Genomic DNA, 17,037 nt, shown 5'->3' with positions numbered 1-17,037 from the left:
CTATGAAGCTAAATATTGATGAAAACATTGTTGAGCGGTGTGGTAGTGAAGAAGCTTGCGGGGCTTGGTATTGATAGCTTGGACTGCTTGGTGGAGGTAGAGAAGGGATTGCTTAATGGGTTGGCCCTTGGGATAGAATTGACGAAGCAGTCCATTATTGTTTTCATTGCTTCCCCGTTCCCAAGGTGAGTACGGGTGAGCGAAGTAAATCTTGGCATGTCTAATTTTAGCCAATGTAGAGAATTCGGCACCATTATCAAAAGTGATCGAGTTAAACCAGTTTGGATGGTAATTAATCACCTTCTGAAGCTCTTGACGACAGGTTCCTGCTCGGTAATTGGGAATCTTAATGACAATCTCAAAGCGCGTTAAGCGTTCTGTTAGAGTCATCAGGGCTGGTTGATTCTTCCGCCGAACCCCCTTGACTAAATCCCCCCTCCCAATCAAAAGGACGTTGGCGCTGATTAATCTTTTGCGGGCGTTTTTCAATTGAAACTCCCAGCCGCTTCACTGCTTGCCGAGAGTGGGAACGATGGTGCTTTTTTAGATGCCGACTTAGCTTCTGTGGTAAATCAAGATTCTTAATGGCTAACCGTCCCTGGTCAATATAGCGGTAAACAGTTGGCGTTGACGGACAAAACTGGTCAGGAAACTTTAACTTGAACTGGCCAATAAACTCGTCCACACTCATCGCGTTAAATTGGCTGCCCAGCTGTTTGGTTAGGAGCTTAAAGAAGAAATGGCCCCGTTTAAGCAAGAAATGACAATGACATTTCAGCCGCCGCTGTTCATGCTTGGCTGGCGCCGTTTCACCATAGTAGTGATGGTAAAGAAAGTAATCTGAGTTACGCTGTAAGACACGACCACGTTTAAGCTCACGACCAATCGTTGACCGATGACAGTGAAGCTTTCTGGCGATCGCGGCATTAGACCAGTTCAGATCATGTAGTGCCTCAATCTGTCCACGCTGCTCACTAGTTAGTTGATGGTAGTAACGAGGAATGTTAGAATCAATCTGAGTCATGAAGATCACCTTTCTTATTTTTTGGTCAATTTAAGTTTAGGTCTTCATGGCCTTTTTGTTTAATTTATGATGTTGCACTTAGATTGTAAATCCGGCCCTTACTAACTGGCTTACCTTTGGCTTTGAAAACGGGTGCCACAATATCATGCTTCTCTTCCATAAAGAAATCCTCCTGTACTGAATCTTATGTCTTCAGTATAGGAGGATTGGTCAACCGCGCCTAGACGGGGTATTGCTGACTATTTACTTTTTCGTCATCTTAAATAGATTGTTATGTGTTGATGTGGTTGCGAAGGGACAAAAATAATAGTGGTAGTTCCCTTGGAAGATTGTTGGACTTTGATGCCATCTTTAGAATAATTCTTACCGTAATTAAGAAGTGGAAGGGTAACCTGATTCTTTTTGTTGGGAATTAGGTTTGTTAAGCGATAGCTAATTCGATCATATTCTGGATGAATTTGTCTGTTGCTTAGTCTAATTCTCTTCCCATTTATCAAAGCAATGTGTCGATGTATATCAGAAGCTTTTCGGAAATTGGCGGCCTTATTGATCCCGTGTAGCGTTTGGTATGGCATATAGTCTGTATATACCGCTTCAGTTGCGTAGTTATTGTATTGCTTGACACTATGATAATCAATGACCTGATTATTACGATGACAAAACGTGTGCATATAGTTGAAGGTAACCATATTAATAAGAATAAAGAAGATCATCGCTATGTTACGGCCCCGCACATTCTGCAGAGCTACAGAGATTGCATAAGCAATACAGAAGGTAGCTATTCCGAGGAAACGCCATGGAAATTGAAGAACGTGCATAATGGTGTGCTGGAAGATAAACCATGGAAACAAGTTGGTTGATAGAAATAGGAATATCACTCCTAGTATTCCTAACTGTCGTCCTAATTTGGAACTCTGCTTCAGAGTCCAAATACTAAAAATAACGCAAAGCAAAACAACAATTCCAACGTTAACTTCAGAAAGTAGACCCGGAACATTGTTATTTAATGAATTAAGAAAAAGATCACTTGGCTTAAGAGCCTCGTTTTGCAGAGTATCAGGAACAATGGGGGTAATGATTCTATTTTGATGAGTAGTTAAAATGATTTGCAACGAGACTGGTAACGTAGCAACAATAACGATTCCCATAGAAATGATCAATTTTATTAATTTTGAACGAAATTCATGCCAGTAAAATAATGCCATTATTATCATAAAGAGCATAAACAAAATAGTAGATAATAGATGGTCGTAGGTTAATAGAATAAAAATGATCGGTAACCAAAGCCACTTTAGCGAATTATCATTGTCAATTAGACCGATAAAACCTTCTAACAGTAGTGGCAATAAAGCCAGGGCGATGTATTCTGCAATATCGCCGCGCTGGGTTATCTGTAATAATATGTAACCACTGTTGTTATAGATAATGCTAAAGAAGAAACCAGATAAGGAAGAACGACTGACGTATGTAATAGCCCTGTAAGAAATAATAAATGACAAGATAGTTATGCTTATTAAGCAAATGTTGTAGGCAAGAACTGGGTTGATAAGGCCCCTAAGCAGAGCAAAGGGATATAAAAACAAATATGGGTAAAATTTGTTAACTAATAAACCAATCTGACAGAAAGCAAAGCTACCATTGGATGATAACAAGTGTCCACTATATATACTTTGCGATAGTTCCTCAATACGGTTAAGATGAAATTGAAGGTCCCAACCACAAATGATTCCATTTTTCACCTCAAAAAAGTAAATAACAAATGTATTAATGAGAAATAAGCAATAGTATTTAAAATTAGTTCTTTTAGACGATCGCATTAGTTCAAAAGCCTTTCTGTACGTTAGATATTGACATTAATGATTAAACCTAAGAAATATTGATAGAACAACTAAATTTAATAATCTAGTTGTAACAATTATAGATAGCATTAAAGGCTCTTTGTCAATCGGTAAGGATGAAGAGATTCTTGAGAATTAGACTAATCCACATTGGCTATTGGTCTAGTTCTCTTTTTTTGATAATTCACGACTCATTAGATTAGAGGTCTTCAACGAAATAAGAATTCTGATCCGGAAATGAAAGAAGTTACGGTAGCCATAGCGTACAAGACCCCCCTTTTTTTGGATTGACACTTATAGAAAACAAGGGGGACAGGTTATGATTAGAGGAAGTATTGATCGTTTTAAAAGCATCTATTTTAAGAAAGCCGTTGAATATCTGATCGTCATAGCAATCGTCTGAATCATCGTGTTGATCTATGCCAAGAATTTCACGGACACCAGCAGTCTAGTCCATCACTTTACGAGTGGAATCGATAAAACAGCACCCAGCAAAACTAATTTTTTGCCATTATTTTTCTGGAACTTCGCTGGTGCCGCCGTTGTCATCGCCTTGGGTGTGATTCCACTACCGATTTATTGGTATTATGTTTTGCAAAATGCCTATAGTGTCGGTTTGGTGATTTCGATCGTTAGTAGTCCTTTCCTGATGTTTGTCGGTGGTGTCCTGCCACACGGAATTTTTGAAATTTCTGCCCAGGTGATTGCCGCTGCGATCAGTGCACGGCTGGCCTGGTATGGGATGAATAAATTCTTAAAACGCAAACGTGAGGATATTAAATACATTGAGCTACTGAAGCAGACGCTGACGGATACGCTGGTCCTGGTGATGCCGCTGCTGTTTGTGGCTGCGATTGTGGAAACTTATATTACGCCGATTTTTATTAAGATGATTATGCCTTAGGGTGTGGCGCGAGGCGTTTTGATCCCAGAATTTAAGTGAAGAAGCGAGTTATTCCTGTTTCTGGAATGACTCGCTTCTTCACTTAAATTCTGGGATCAGCCGAGTGCCGCACGTTTAGGCTCGATAGCAGTGGTGCTTAAGAGAGGCTACAGGTTTGATTGCACTTATTGGAGTTACGGCTCCCTTCTGCCTTATACGCATGCTCCGACGGCCGGCTGAAAGCCTGCCTAGCCCCGTGGGCGACACCCCTGACCCCTGCTACACAAATCAAAAAGGACCAACGATGAACTAAAACCTTCCATCATTGACCGTTTTGTTGAGCTGCACACTTACTTTAGCGAAGAGGTTACAGGTTTTGAGACACTTATTTTACTAACAGCTCCCTTCTGCCTTGAAAATACGCTCCGGGATCACCCGGGGTTCGTCGCGCTCTTACTGGAATTGCATTCCGCCATCCACAATCAGCGTTTGTCCGGTAACATAGTTTGAATCCTTACCTGCCAAGAATGATACAGCTGCTGCTACATCTTCCGGCTCCGACAAACGTTTAAGGGCAATATCCTTTGCAAATGTCTGCATGCCCCACTCATCGTCCTTGCCGGCGTTCTTACCGACTTGGTGAGCGATATCAAACATCATTGGGGTTTTTACGATTCCTGGTGCATAGGCGTTTGCTGTGATACCTTCTTCTGCCAAGTCACGGGCAGCCACTTGAGTGATACCTCGAACCGCAAACTTAGTGCCTGAGTACAATGCCAGGTTTGGATTACCGACAACGCCAGCTTGTGAAGTGGCGTTGATAATCTTACCGCCATGGCCTAATTTCTTAAATGCTTGGTGTGCAGCTTGGATGCCCCACAGAACACCACCTACGTTGACACCATACACGAGTTTAAATTGATCGGGGGTAATCGTATCGATTGGTGTCGTTGGCCCCAGACCAGCGTTATTAACGATTACGTTGAAGTCGCCGAATTCATCTACGGCTTTGTTTACAGCAGCGATGACTGAATCACGGTCGGAAACGTCGGCCTTGATGCCAATCGCCTCAGAACCATCTGGTGACAGCTTCTTGGCTACCTTGTTGGCATTGTCGATGTTCAAATCAACAACGGCAACATTGAATCCATCATCATGAAGACGAGTCGCGATGGCTTCACCAAGTCCCTGACCTGCTCCAGTAACTAATGCAACTTGCTTTGCCATAATTGTTACCTCCATTTGTGAAAATCATTTGTGCATATCCAGTATGCGCTTTCATTATAACTGATCATGAGAGGCGATGATAGGAAAATGTAGTCTAAATTTCAAAAAAAGTTGGCTGCCGATTCCGTTCAGCAAAAAAGGCTCCTCCCACTCACAGCAGGAAAAGCCTAGTTAGTCTCAGTCAAATCAACCGAGAAATGATCCCGAATCCAATACGTCATGATCCATGAAATGAACAGGAAGACGATCACGACCAAGTATGGCAGGTGATAACTTGCATCCAACAACGCGCCGGAAACAATCGGCCCAACGATGTTGCCGACACTGGTCAAAGACATGTTAACGCCATTGATTAAACCTTGCTTAGTGGCACTTGCTTTGGTCAGCAGAGTCGTAATCGCCGGGCGAATCAGGTCATAGGCGGTAAACACAATTAAAGTTGCAATAATCACTTCTAATTTGGAGTGCGCCAGAATAATCCAGCCGGTGCCCAGAAACGAGAGTAAGAAGCAGTAGCGAATCAAGCGTTTTTCAGTCAGCCAGACGACCAGCCTGTCGAACAGCAATGCTTGAAATGTCAGCGAGGTCAGTCCATTTAACGTCAATACCAAAGCGATATTGCCCATTGTGAAGCCAAAAACTTCGTTGACATACAGACTATAAATGCTTTCGAAGCCAACTAATCCAAATGAAGAAATTAAAATCAGAAGAAACAGTAATCCCATCGGCCCAGCAAACAGCTTCTTTGCCTGAGTCCAAGACGCCCGCTTGGGTGGCCTGCTTTTCGCCGGAACTTGATGGTTGGCAGCAATCTTCTCAATTTTTTTCGTTCGACTACCCAACGTTGGGGCATGACTTCGAATCGATGCAACTCATTGCGCTTCGCAACCTGCACGGTTGCGTTTAAATTACTGGCTACATCGAGCTGAAAATTAACGCCTGAATAACCACCATCAACTAAGACATTTTGAACCTGGCGTAAATGCATGGCATGTAAAGCGATCATGGCACTGGCCCCGTCTCGATCAGAGACGTTCGCTCGCGCCATGTGAATGGCCTGCGGAAAGCCATTGATATCAACTGCCAGATGGCGCTTAATCCCCGAGATTTTCTTACCAGCGTCGTAACCCTTGTTTTCAGCAGTAGCGGTGTTTTTGATGCTCTGAGCGTCAACGATAATAAAGAAAGTTAAAGCTGAACGTCTTTGGTAAGTTCGCCGAGCAATGACAATTTTTTAAAACTTGTTCCAATAAAGAATCAGCCGTATGCTCAGCTTTAGTTGACCAAATTTTGTAATAGTTGTAAACTGACCGCCATTCTGGGAAATCACCGGGGACTTGACGCCATTGGCAACCGGTTTTCAAGACATATAGGACCGCACAGAAAACCTCGTAGAGATCATATTTTCGAGGCTTAGTTCGCTTACGAAAATTTCTAAAGCTGGTCGAATTAATTCAAATTGTTGCCGAGTAATATTGCTGGGATAATTTTTCATAGCTTAAACTCGCTTTTTACATAGAAGTATATCAAAAATCATAGATCTTGGACAGCTTCTAAGGCCACTAAACCAGCCACCCGGCCAACCGCGTGATAAACTTCTGATTTCTATCGCGGATCGTCTGCGTCAGGCATTCTTTTGATAAGGCAGATTGCAAGAAATAACTTGAACAAATTTAGTAACGCAGATTACGCAAAAAGAGCTCAATCGGTGTTCGCCAATTTAAACATTTGAGTGGTCGGGAATTCAAATACCAGTTAATTTGAATCAATTCATCATCGGTAATCTCATCAATCGGTTGACCTTTGGGAATGAAGCGGCGTAGTACTCGGTTGCGATTTTCATTACTGCCTCGTTCATGTGGCGAATAAGCGTGCGCAAAGTACAGCGGAACACCGGTCTGTTCTTCAATCAAATTGTAGTTGGCGAATTCTTTCCCATGGTCAACAGTAAGGGTCTTGAGATTATCTCCTAACTGGTTAGCCAATTCTAAAATAGCCTTGGTCATTGAAGTACTATCTCGTCCATTAAGCCGTTTAACGATGGTAAGCCGACTCTTACGCTCGACAAACGTAGCTACTGCTTGACCTTTACGTTTTCCAGATAAAACTGTATCAGCTTCAAAGTGACCTGAAGTATTACGATCAGAAATTTCAGCTGGACGATCTTCGATGGAACGTCCATGACGAAAAGTACCACGGGTTTCTTTAGCTCGTTTGCGACGAATACCATGGTCAGGTAAATCAGTCACATTAATATCCAGTAGTCCCTGATCAATCCAGTTATAGATGGTTTTGTAGGCAATTCTAACTACATGAGCCACTTGTTCAATTGACCATTTTTGGATCTTGATTTTTTCTTCAATCAATCGCTTTAGGTTAGTCGTTAAGATGGTTTTACGACCACGATGACTAAGTTTAACTTCATGGTCAGTTTGAGCCTTAACTGCGTGATACTCACCAGCTAAGCGATGAGCCTCATTAAAGATAGTGGTTTTACTAAAGCCTAAATAATCGGCAATATATTGAAGTGAGTGCTTTTCATGATGAAGTGTTTCGATGACAACGCGGTCTTCAAATGATAAAATAGTGGTGCCCATAAAGGTCCTTCTTTCTAATGGAATGTTGTGGTGACACCATTAAAGACCTTTATGGGTTTTTCTGTCCACTCAAATGTTCAACTTAAATTCTACAATCTGCCAAATAAAAAACCACCACAGAAACTGTGATGGTCAGCGTGCCGGTCAAACTTGACTCAAATTTGACTCAAAACTTATTTAGAAAGACTTACATTCAAGATTAACATCTTGGGAAAACGCCGTTATATCAAGCATTTACAACTAGATGAAATTAAATGAAAGCATAAAAAATCACCCGCACGGGGATCGAACCCGTAACTCCGCCTTGAGAGGGCGACGTCTTAACCAATTTGACCAGCGGGCAATAGCATTAACGTACAAATGTGATTATACGTTATTCAACTATCCCTGTCAATTAGAAATTAAACTTTTTTACTCATACGATAATTCCAGCAGGTAGGCATGCTTAGTCGGTAAGTGCGCGGTCGTCACCCACACGTTGTGGTAGTTGGGCTGCCTGCAGTTGGTCAGCCGAAAGTAGTCGTCCAGCAGGTCCTCATTTTTGGCCACAAAGTCATTCGACAGCCGATTAACCATCAGCTTCATTGCCGGAAAATAAAATCCCGCGTCCGCAATCTTCAAACGATCGTCAATTTCGAGCGTGATGGTATTGGTGTAGCGCGCCCACTGCATCGTGATCAGTTCCGGATGCCGCTTGAGTTTCGACAGGACATAATAAATTGAATCAGAATTACTAGCCATTTTTCTCTTCCTCTCATAATGGCAATTGTAACAGATTTTGAATCCGCGGGAAAATAAAAAAGTCACAATCCAATTAACTTGAACTGTGACTCATATGATTGGGAATACTGGGTTCGAACCAGTGATCAAGGATTCAGAGTCCTTTGCCTTACCGCTTGGCCAATTCCCAATGTCGTTGTCTTAATCAACGGTTATTACTATACAGGGAATTGCCACTTTCGTCAACCCTTTTTCTCAATTTCTTTTGCAAATTCTGCTTCCTGCTCTGCGATCCGCTGTTTAGTCTGCTTGGTGACGGCCGCCGTGGACGTGTTGTTCACCCAGTGGTCAACGTCGGCCTTGATCTGTGCCTGCGTCGCCGGTGAATAGTCATGGTGCAAGAAATTATAGTTGGTGGCACTATCCTGCCGTTGCCAAACCGCGGCCATGATGAACTGGCTCCGCGTTCGTTGCAGCTTTGGCGCCGCATCTGCTTCAACCGCCCGCACGTCAAGCACCTTGGCGGTTGCCATTGGCGGCATGGTTCGTTCACTGGGTAAGTACGGGGCAACAGGAACGTTGATCAAGGCACCACGCATAACCTCCTGCCAGTCCTTGCGAGTTGCCAGGCGGTGCTCAAGGCCGGGTTCAACATCATTGGCAAGCAGGTATTCCCGCCTTTCACCCCAGCTTAATTCCACTTGAACTACGAATACGTGTGCCATCGAAATCACCCTTCCAACAATCTTTTCTAGCTATATTTTAACTCAAACCATTGTTGCCTGTGAATTCCATTCCTAAATTTCAAGAATAAGTTAGCCACTGGACTCAAATAAATAATACTGACCAATTGATTATTGGTTGATGGAGCTGTGATATCTCTTGGTAGAAGGCCTTACGATAGATATCCATTGACGAATGTCCATTAAACATAGCTCGTGGATAGTGATTCATCCAATCATTAGTCGCTATGATCTGAGCACTACTATAGTTATTTATAGCTTCACCTTTGGTAATCTCCTTGCGGAGAAACCGGTTATTGATCTCATTGGATCCACGTTCCCAAGGGGAATACGGATCAGCATAGAAAACATGATCGTGAACTTGTGTTAACTCACTAAATTCTGAACCGTTGTCAGAGGTTATTGTCTTAAAAATGCGATAGTAAGCATCTGTGCCCATTTTCTGGCGCAAATTTATAAAGAACTGATTTACTGCATGCGCAGTTTTACCAGCAATTTTACTCGTGATATTAACTCGTGAAAGGCGATCAGTCATTACTAGTACAACACTGTCATTACCGTTTTTCTGTCCCTGAACTGTATCCAGTTCCCAATGGCCAATTTCGGACCGTTGGTCCGCAGTTTGAGGTCGTTGAGCAATATTAGGCCCTAAGCACCTTTTAGCTTGCGGATGAGTTTGATGATGCTTACGTTTAGGTTTTTCAAAGAGGTCTAAATTGGACGTACGAAGCACACCCTCATTAATCCATTGATATAAAGTTACAACCGACTTTGGGATCAGGGTGCCATCATTCATTAAATCTCGAGCCTTATAAATAACCGCTTGTGGGGAGTAATGGTGGTCGTCAAACTCACCAAGCATTAGCTGATCAGCTAATCGTAAAAATTGCTTTGAAGAATAATATAAGCGACGACGACCAGAATGGCGGTGATGTTCAAGATATGTGGCCTGACCAGCTTCATAACTATAGATGTAGTAAGAATATTCGTAAATCTTACCATTAGATTTTTGACGACGAAGTTGGCGGACCGTACCACGGTTGAGCTCGTTATTAATTGTTTGATGATTAACTCCTAATTGGCGACCAATTGCGCGATTGGAAAGTCCTTGCGACTTTAAAGTCGCAATCATCACACGTTCTTCTTTAGTAAGATGAGCATTCTTTTTATGAGTAGTCAATAAAATAGTAGACATGGTATCATTTAAGTGCGTCATTTGACGGACATCCTTTCATATAGGTTTGGTTCACTTAATATGATACCTGATGTCACGCCGAATGGCGTTTTTTATTTACCACCAACTGGGTGGCTAACTTCATTCTATAATCTACCCTGTGAATTCCATTACAAGAAATCCTAAAATTTCGACTAAGGTGGGCGAATTAATAGACTTTTGCCCCTAAACTATACTAAAATTTGAGCATTAGGAGGTGGTGGGGATTCGTAGACGCCTGTTCTTACCATTAGTTTATTTACTGTTATTCGGCGGAATCATCTGGTTCTACCAAAACAACGCCCTCTTCCAACAGGGGGCCAACGTCGCCATTCACGACGTTCAAGTACTTACTTATAACGGAATCAACAAGTTGACGGGGAAAAAGGTCACCGCGCTAACTTCACAAAAAGATGATACTCAAAAGACCAGTTCGAGCGACGGGCGCTGGCAGCACGCCAACGCGACCGTCTACATTGATCTGACCAGCCCGGTCCTGCGCAACGCCGCCGAGTCGGCAATCAGCCAGTGGAATCGCACGGGAGCATTTACCTTTAACGAGATTAGTGACAAGTCCAAGGCCGACATTGTCATTTCTGCCATCAACGACAAAAGTGACGGGGCAGCTGGCTTGACCAATTCAAGCACCAATGCAATGACCGGTTACCTGGTTCACGCCGACGTCCAGCTGAACGCCGCCTACCTGCTTGACCCCAGCTACGGCTATTCCCAACAGCGGATTGTCAACACGGCCGAGCACGAACTGGGCCACGCAATTGGGCTCCAGCACAACAACGGCACCTCGGTCATGCAACCGGCCGGATCATTCTATACAATCCAGCCCACCGATGTCCAAGCGGTTCAAAAGCTCTACTCGTCGACCCCGAAAACCAATCAGAGTTCCACCAGTCAGAGTCAACAGCAAAGCAATCAATAAACACGAAAAACTGCCAAGTCCGAAAAGTCAGACTTGGCAGTTTTCTTTAAGCAATGTTTTCACCTTCGTGGTGTTGCGGGATGCGAATGTTAATCGCCAGCACCGCCACGATTACCAGGATCGACCCCACGATGTCCATCCCCGTCATGTGGAGATTGAACAGCAAAACGGAACCAATCGTGGCCGCCAACGGCTCAAAGGCATCCATCAGGCTAAAGGTCGTCGCGTCGATGTACTTGAGTGAATTGTTAGCCAGCTGGAACGGGATCAGGGTCCCAATCACCAGGATCCCCAGCCAGCAGATCCAAACAATCGGCAGGTTGGGAACGTGCGGCTGGGCCGGGTGAATGGCCAAAAGCGACAATCCCGCAAAGAGCAGCCCCCAGCCGGTCACCACCAGCGATGGTACCCGGTTGGTCCGCAGCATCTGCTGAGGAATCAGGGTGTTGGTGGCAACACCCACCGCAGCAACCAGACCCCAGAACAGGACCAGGGGCGTGATTGCCATGTGATTGAGCTGACCGTGCGTTGCCAGGATGAAGACCCCGGCAAAGGCGATCAGCGCACTGATGATCTCGATCCGGCGCGGCGGAATGTGACGGAAGACGGCCACGTAGGCAATGATGAAGAAGGGTCCCAAGAACTGCAAAACCGTCGCAATCGAGGCGTTGCCAAACTGGACCGCCATGAAGTAGCCGTACTGCACCGGCACCAATCCAAAGAAGCCATAGGCAAAGATTACCCAGGCATCGTGCAGGTTCTTAAAGATCTTGAATGGCTGGTCGCCCTTGAACTGGCTGATGATCAGCAAAATAATTCCGGCAGAAATCATCCGGGTTTGAGTCACCCACATCGAAGTGATTTCCGTACTGGCATTAAACAGGGCCTTGGCAAACAAGCCCGAGATCCCCCAAAAGGTACAGGCCACGATGATCATGACCGTCCCCAAGACTTTCTTATTGGTCATAACTTTCCACTTTCCAATCTATAAATTTACACGTAGACCATTTTAACACATAACGGAAGACAAAAAATGAGCGCACAAAAAACGGCCGACGAGGAATTCTCGTCAGCCGTTTCGTATTTGCTTTAGTTGTCACGAATAACCGTACCAACCTTGCCAGCTAAGGCATCGTCTAAGCCGTTCAGAGAAGTGATAATTGCTTCACGCTCTGGGTGGCCTTCAACGAATGACATGCAGGCTTCGATCTTCGGCAGCATACTACCAGCAGCGAACTGCTTTTCGTCCATGTACTGGTGAGCTTCGTCGATCGTCAGCGTCTTCAAGGCCTTTTCATCCGGCTTGCCGTAGTTGACGTATACGTAGTCAACGGCAGTCAGGATGATCAGCTTGTCGGCACTGATTTGGTCGGCCAGCAGGGAGCTAGAACGGTCCTTGTCGATAACGGCAGGAACACCTTGGAGACCGTCATCAGTCATGATGACTGGAACCCCACCGCCACCACCAGCGATAACCAGGTCACCGGATTCGATCAGCGTGTTGATGCTGTCGAGTTCCATGATCTTCTTCGGCAGTGGTGAAGGAACGACCTGACGGTAACCCCGGCCAGCGTCTTCCTTAAAGGTGTAGCCCTTTTCCTTCTCGATTTGCTCAGCTTGTTCCTTCGTGTAGAAGTCACCAACTGGCTTGGAAGGATTGTCAAATGCTGGATCCTGTGGGTCAACGGCAATCTGCGTAACGATGGTAGCAACATTCTTGTTCATCCACCGCTTGTGCAGTTCGTTTTGCAGACTCTGTTGCAGATGGTAACCAATGTAGCCTTGGCTCATGGCACCACATTCAGGGAATGGGAAGGCAGCCGTCTTACCATTCTCGGCAGCAAAGTTCATGCCCAGGTTGATGGCACCAACCTGTGGACCGTTACCGTGGCTGATAACAACTTGGTTACCAGCATCGATCAGACCAATCAATGAGGATGCGGTATTCTTAACTAACTTTAATTGCTCTTCAGGTGATTTACCGAGGGCGTTACCACCTAAGGCAACAACTACTTTAGCCATCTAACTGCCTCCCTAATTAGCCCTGTTCACCTAAGGTAGCAACCATCACAGCCTTGATGGTGTGCATCCGGTTTTCGGCTTCACGGAAGACAACAGAGTGCTTGCTTTCGAAGACTTCGTCAGTAACTTCCATTTCCTTGAGACCGAACTTCTTGTAGATTTCCTTACCTACTTCAGTGTCCAGGTTGTGGAATGCTGGCAGACAGTGTTCGAACAGAACGTTAGGGTTCTCAGTAGCCTTCATAACGTCCATCGTTACTTGGTAAGGCTTCAGCAGGTTGATCCGCTTTTCCCACATGTCGTCGGATTCACCCATTGATACCCAAACATCGGCGTAGATTACGTCCATGCCCTTAACGCCTTCCTTAACGTCGTTGGAAACAACGATCTTAGCGCCAGTTTCCTTGGCAATTGCGTTAGCCTTGTCCAGAACTTCCTTGGTTGGGTTCAGTTCCTTAGGAGTTACAACGTGGTATTCCATCCCCATAACGGCAGCACCTAACATCAAGGCGTTGGATACGTTGTCTTGGCCGTCACCAACGAAGCCGAACTTGATTTGTTCGTATGGCTTCTTCAGAACTTCGTGAGCAGTCAGGAAGTCGGCCAGAACTTGGGTTGGGTGGTCTTCGTCAGTCAGACCGTTCCATACTGGAACACCTGAGTACTTAGCCAGGGTTTCAACGTTCCGCTGGGAGAATCCACGGTATTCGATACCATCGAACATGCCACCAAGAACACGTGCGGTATCCTTAACAGATTCCTTGTGACCAATGTGTGAGCCTGAAGGACCGAGGTAAGTTACGTGAGCACCTTCATCCTTGGCACCAACTTCGAATGAGCAACGGGTCCGAGTGGAGCTCTTTTCGAAGATCAGGGCAATGTTCTTGCCTTCGAGGTTCTTAGCTTCAGTACCAGTGTACTTAGCCTTCTTCAGATCTTCAGCCAGGTTAAGCATGTATTCCATTTCACGCTTGTTGAAGTCAGCGAGAGTTAAGAAACTGCGATTACGTAAATTAAAAGCCATAATTAAATTCCTCCTTGGTTATTACAGTTACTATCATACCGGTATACTTCAAGAAGCTTCGCATAACTTCGCAAAATTTATCGAAAAAATTTTGCGGTATTTGCTTCTCAAGGCCTATTATAACATCAATGAAAGCGGACCCAAGTTTTTTGATGAAATAAATGCCCACTCCACGGGAATTAACCATCATTTTCAAATAATTCTATTGTGCGTCATTGCACGAAGCGGTAAAATAATCTTGAACTTCAAAAAACTTCATTGTACTTCAGAAAGTCAAGAGGACCCAGTATGAATTTCTATATTGTAAATAATAACGACGATGACAATGCCACCGAACTGCTGCGCAACATCATCGAAAACGACTTCAATAATTCGATCGTCGGTACCACGACCGATCCCCAGCAGGCCTTCGATGATGCCATGCGGCTCAGTATCGACATCATGTTTGTCGACTACGCCATGCCGAAGATGGATGGCATCGACCTGGTTCACCGAATTCAGGATAGCCGTCACTATCCCCACTTCATCATGATGGCAACGGCGATCGACCCCGAGACCCGCACCAAGGCCTACAAGAACGGGATCGACTTTTTCCTGGAAAAGCCCCTTAACATCGCCGAGGTAAAGACGGTCATCAAATTGGCTGGACAAAACATCGACATGTCGAAGCGCCTCCTCCAGATTCTCGACCTGGTCAGCGGTGCCGCCACCAACAGCAATACCGTCGCCGTCAGCTATAAGGAAAAGAAAAAGGAAAATGCCCGCTCCATCCTGCGCTTCCTTGGCATTACCTCGGGCAACGGCGGCCAGGAAATCATCAGCATCACCAACATGATGATCGAACGGGAGCTGGACTTCGAGGAGATCAACTTCGCGGAGGCCTTTGGCTGCGACGCCCACGGCAAGAAGATAATCTTCCAACGGGTGCGACGCGACATTCGGTCCGGCCTCAACAACTTGGCCCACATGTGTATCGACTATCCGGAAAACGACATCATCCTGGAGTATGCCAACAACCTCTACGAATACAAGAACGTCCACAACGAGATTGCCTATCTTCAGGGCCAGCGCACCAGCGGCGGTCAGGTCTCAATCAAGCACTTCTTCAACGGCCTGGTGCAAGAAAGCAGTAAATAATATAGATAACAAAAGGAAGATTCCCGCAATCAAACGGTAATCTTCCTTTTATTTGTTATAGAATGTTTGAGTTGATCTGACTGCTATGATTAGTCCCATTCGTTCCGCAGCTTCATCAGTTGATGGCTGATGCCCTTGGTCTGATCGTAAACCTGGTGGTAGGTCTTGTAGAGGTCATTGTACTTGGCCACGGCAGCCGGCTGCGGCTCGTAGGTCTTGCCGAAGTGGACGAACTTCTTGGCACAGTCTTCCAGGGAGTCGTACCAGCCCAGCCCAACGGCAGCCAGCATCGATGCCCCGAGGCCCGGCCCCTGCTCGTTAGTCAGGGAAACGACCTTGGTGTTGAAGATATTGGCCTGGAGCTGGAGCCAGAAGTCACTCTTGGCACCCCCACCGATCGCCACGACCGTGTCAAAGTCCTGGCCGTGTTGGTCATAAATGTTGAGGATGTCCCGGAAGCTGAAGGTGATCCCTTCAATCACAGCCCGGACAAAGTCATACTTGTTCTGCATGCTGTCGACGCCGAGGAAGCTCCCCCGGATATCGGCATCGGCGTACGGCGTCCGTTCACCAACCACGTACGGCGTGAAGAGCAGGCCGTTAGCGCCGATTGGCCGCTTACCGGCCTTGGCAACCATCTCGGTGAAGTCCTCATCGGGAGCAAAGGTGTGCTTGAACCAGTTCAGTGAGTGACCGGCCGCCAGGGTAACCCCCATTGAATAGTAGGAATCCGGAATGGCGTGGCATTCATACTGAAGAGCACCGTGGTAGTTGACGTTGGCATCCGGTTCGTACTTCAGCACCACGCCGGAAGTCCCGATGCTGGACATTACCATGTTTGGCTTGATAATTCCGGCACCAACAGCACCACAGGCGTTGTCACCGCCCCCGCCGAAGACTTTCGTGCTGGTCTTCAGTCCGGAGAACATCGAGTAGTAATCCGTGACCGTTCCGGCAAGGTCGATTGAGCGGATCAGCGGTGGGCACATCGACATTGGGATATCGAAGGCGTCACAAATTTCCTTGCTCCATTCGCCCTTCTTGATGTCAAAGAGGACCGTCCCGGTAGCATCGGAGTAGTCCAGGGCCTGCTTGCCGGTCATCACGAAGCGCACGTAGTCCTTTGGCAACAGGAAGCTCTTGGCCTTAGCCCAGATCTCCGGTTCATTTTCCTTCACCCACAACAATTTTGGCAGGGTGAAGCCTTCCAGCGCCCGGTTCCCCGTGATGTCAATGAACTTGTCGCCGAGCTTGTCCATGATCTCTTCGCACTGCTTAGTGGTCCGGGTATCGTTCCACAGCATTGCCGGCCGCAGAACCTGACCGTTCTCATCCAGCAAAACCAGGCCGTGCATTTGACCGGAGAAGGAGATCCCTTTGATCTCGTCAGCGTCGATTCCGTCCCGCAGGATCAGCCGGTCAATGGCGATGGTCGTCCCATACAGCCAGTCCTTTGGATCCTGTTCGCTGTAACCCGGATGCGGCTGGTGCAGCGGGTAGCCATAGCTTTCTTGGGCGGCAATCTGACCGTCACGGTCCATTGCCGAAACCTTCACCGCACTCGTTCCCAGGTCGACCCCAATTACGTATTCTGCCATAATTTTCATTCCCTTCTTAAATTAACAAAAGGGCCGGGGCAAAGTTGATTGCCTCAGCCCTTTTGCTGATTGAA

13 protein-coding genes, 2 tRNA genes and 4 pseudogenes are annotated in these 17,037 nt (G+C 45.9%); 3 read left to right on the top strand and 16 right to left on the bottom strand.

Going from position 1 to position 17,037, the window contains the following annotated elements; translation table 11 throughout:
* Window positions 1-1,024, bottom strand: a pseudogene (locus LKE23_RS10125) (IS30 family transposase).
* Window positions 1,025-1,278: 254 nt separating this feature from the next.
* A complete protein-coding gene (locus LKE23_RS10120; RefSeq protein WP_291977221.1) occupies window positions 1,279-2,523 on the bottom strand; it encodes a hypothetical protein in 1,245 nt (414 codons plus the stop codon).
* A 751-nt stretch (window positions 2,524-3,274) separates the two neighbouring features.
* Here LKE23_RS10120 and LKE23_RS10115 point away from each other — a divergent pair.
* Window positions 3,275-3,766: a stage II sporulation protein M gene (locus LKE23_RS10115; protein ID WP_291977220.1), complete on the top strand. Its 492-nt coding sequence runs from the start codon at window positions 3,275-3,277 to the stop codon at window positions 3,764-3,766.
* A gap of 432 nt (window positions 3,767-4,198) precedes the next feature.
* Here the strand turns inward: LKE23_RS10115 and LKE23_RS10110 are convergent, their stop codons facing one another.
* From LKE23_RS10110 to LKE23_RS10070, 10 genes and pseudogenes are all read right to left on the bottom strand, one after another.
* Window positions 4,199-4,972 carry a (S)-acetoin forming diacetyl reductase gene (locus tag LKE23_RS10110; protein ID WP_047768688.1) on the bottom strand — a complete coding sequence of 258 codons (774 nt, stop codon included), beginning with the start codon at window positions 4,970-4,972 and terminating at the stop codon, window positions 4,199-4,201.
* A gap of 167 nt (window positions 4,973-5,139) precedes the next feature.
* Window positions 5,140-5,799 (bottom strand): annotated as a pseudogene (locus tag LKE23_RS10105) (MFS transporter); the annotation flags it as partial.
* Window positions 5,799-6,467: pseudogene (locus tag LKE23_RS10100) on the bottom strand (IS5 family transposase); the annotation flags it as partial. The pseudogenes LKE23_RS10100 and LKE23_RS10105, both read right to left, overlap by 1 nt.
* A 38-nt stretch (window positions 6,468-6,505) precedes the next feature.
* Window positions 6,506-6,616 (bottom strand): annotated as a pseudogene (locus LKE23_RS11100) (CagC family type IV secretion system protein); the annotation flags it as partial.
* A gap of 29 nt (window positions 6,617-6,645) precedes the next feature.
* Window positions 6,646-7,569 carry an IS30 family transposase gene (locus tag LKE23_RS10095; RefSeq protein WP_291977219.1) on the bottom strand — a complete coding sequence of 308 codons (924 nt, stop codon included), beginning with the start codon at window positions 7,567-7,569 and terminating at the stop codon, window positions 6,646-6,648.
* A 270-nt stretch (window positions 7,570-7,839) separates the two neighbouring features.
* Window positions 7,840-7,912, bottom strand: a tRNA-Glu gene (locus tag LKE23_RS10090).
* A 68-nt stretch (window positions 7,913-7,980) separates the two neighbouring features.
* Window positions 7,981-8,310 (bottom strand): hypothetical protein, encoded by a 330-nt coding sequence (locus LKE23_RS10085; protein ID WP_291977218.1) that lies wholly within the window; start codon window positions 8,308-8,310, stop codon window positions 7,981-7,983.
* 98 nt (window positions 8,311-8,408) lie between these two features.
* Window positions 8,409-8,479 (bottom strand) — tRNA-Gln (locus LKE23_RS10080).
* A 52-nt stretch (window positions 8,480-8,531) separates the two neighbouring features.
* Window positions 8,532-9,014 (bottom strand): DUF7679 family protein, encoded by a 483-nt coding sequence (locus LKE23_RS10075; RefSeq protein WP_291977217.1) that lies wholly within the window; start codon window positions 9,012-9,014, stop codon window positions 8,532-8,534.
* A gap of 103 nt (window positions 9,015-9,117) precedes the next feature.
* Window positions 9,118-10,248 carry an IS30 family transposase gene (locus LKE23_RS10070; protein ID WP_291976173.1) on the bottom strand — a complete coding sequence of 377 codons (1,131 nt, stop codon included), beginning with the start codon at window positions 10,246-10,248 and terminating at the stop codon, window positions 9,118-9,120.
* Between the two features lie 217 nt (window positions 10,249-10,465).
* Here LKE23_RS10070 and LKE23_RS10065 point away from each other — a divergent pair, with 217 nt between their 5' ends.
* Window positions 10,466-11,182, top strand: coding sequence for a matrixin family metalloprotease (locus tag LKE23_RS10065; protein WP_434737600.1), 717 nt, complete (start codon window positions 10,466-10,468; stop codon window positions 11,180-11,182).
* A gap of 46 nt (window positions 11,183-11,228) precedes the next feature.
* On the opposite strand, the gene LKE23_RS10060 is transcribed toward LKE23_RS10065, so the two are convergent.
* From LKE23_RS10060 to argF, 3 genes are all read right to left on the bottom strand, one after another.
* Entirely contained in the window at window positions 11,229-12,149 is a 921-nt protein-coding gene (locus tag LKE23_RS10060) for an EamA family transporter (RefSeq protein ID WP_291977215.1), read from the bottom strand.
* A gap of 122 nt (window positions 12,150-12,271) precedes the next feature.
* Complete coding sequence (gene arcC / locus LKE23_RS10055) at window positions 12,272-13,204, bottom strand: carbamate kinase (RefSeq protein ID WP_291977214.1); 933 nt, start codon at window positions 13,202-13,204, stop codon at window positions 12,272-12,274.
* Window positions 13,205-13,220: 16 nt separating this feature from the next.
* On the bottom strand, window positions 13,221-14,228 hold the full coding sequence (gene argF, locus LKE23_RS10050) for an ornithine carbamoyltransferase (protein ID WP_267201000.1): 1,008 nt from the start codon (window positions 14,226-14,228) through the stop codon (window positions 13,221-13,223).
* Between the two features lie 288 nt (window positions 14,229-14,516).
* On the opposite strand from argF, the gene LKE23_RS10045 reads away from it, so the two are divergent.
* The gene (locus LKE23_RS10045) at window positions 14,517-15,365 is read left to right on the top strand and encodes a DNA-binding domain-containing protein (protein WP_291977213.1); all 849 of its coding nucleotides are present in this window, start codon (window positions 14,517-14,519) and stop codon (window positions 15,363-15,365) included.
* An 89-nt stretch (window positions 15,366-15,454) separates the two neighbouring features.
* On the opposite strand, the gene xylB is transcribed toward LKE23_RS10045, so the two are convergent.
* Complete coding sequence (gene xylB / locus LKE23_RS10040) at window positions 15,455-16,963, bottom strand: xylulokinase (protein WP_291977212.1); 1,509 nt, start codon at window positions 16,961-16,963, stop codon at window positions 15,455-15,457.
* Window positions 16,964-17,037 lie beyond the last annotated feature (74 nt).

The organism is Limosilactobacillus sp., assembly GCF_022482365.1.
GTDB lineage: Bacteria > Bacillota > Bacilli > Lactobacillales > Lactobacillaceae > Limosilactobacillus.
This window is presented reverse-complemented; position numbering and strand designations above follow the sequence as displayed.